Source organism: Aeromicrobium sp. PFPM2_SD2, assembly GCF_057364525.1.
This window is the reverse complement of sequence record NZ_JBNFNZ010000699.1, coordinates 1-804: the sequence shown is the minus strand read 5'-3', so window position 1 is coordinate 804 and position 804 is coordinate 1. Positions and strand designations below refer to the sequence as shown.

Below are 804 nucleotides of genomic sequence, written 5' to 3'. Positions count from 1 at the left end.
CGCCCTGTCCGTCGAGGACGTCGACGACCTGTCGATCGGCCTGCTGGTCTCGTCCAGCTCGCCGCGCGGCGAGGGCGCCGACCACGCCGGTGCCTCCGCGGGTGCCGAGCTGGCCTCGTACCGGCTCCGGCTCGCCGGCACCCCGGTCGAGGTGAAGGTCGTCGACGACCGCGGCTCGTCCGAGGACGCGCTCGAGGGCGTCCGGCGCCTCGTCGAGGAGGGCGTCTCCGGGCTGGTGCTCGGCACGTCCGGCTCGCACGTCGAGGACGCGGTCCAGACGGCGTCCGAGGCCGGGGTCCCGGTCGTGGCGCCCTACCTGCGCACCATCGAGACGCTGCCCGACCGGGTCTGGGTCACCGGCCCGTCCGAGGACGCGATCGCGAGCGGGCTCGAGGCGGCCATGACCGCCGACGAGGTCTCGTCGCCGGTCACCCTGGCCGCCGACGACGTCCCGGTGCCCGAGGTCGGCGACAGCGAGCCCGTCCGGGTCTCCGGCTCGACGATCGAGAGCGCGGTCAAGCGCGTCCGCTCGCAGGTGCGCAAGGACGCGGTCGACAGCGTCGTGGTCAGCGGCTCGGCCGCGAGCCAGGCGCAGGTCGTCGCCGCCCTGCAGGGCGCCGTGCCCGAGGTGCCGGTGTACCTGACGCCCGAGGCGCTGTCGCCGGTCTTCGCCCAGACGCTGGAGAAGAGCTCGGGCACGACCGCCGGCCGCCTGGTGACCGTCGGCGCCGCCGGCGTCCGACGCCACGACGCTCGGCTCCACCGCGGCTGCCGACTCGGCCGCCGCCTACTTTCGCCGCCCTG

Annotated in this window: 1 protein-coding gene; it reads left to right on the top strand. The window is 76.0% G+C overall.

What is annotated here, in order from left to right:
- Positions 1 to 804: ABC transporter substrate-binding protein (locus AC2W7G_RS17560; RefSeq protein ID WP_485869567.1), on the top strand; the 804-nt coding region annotated here is incomplete at both ends.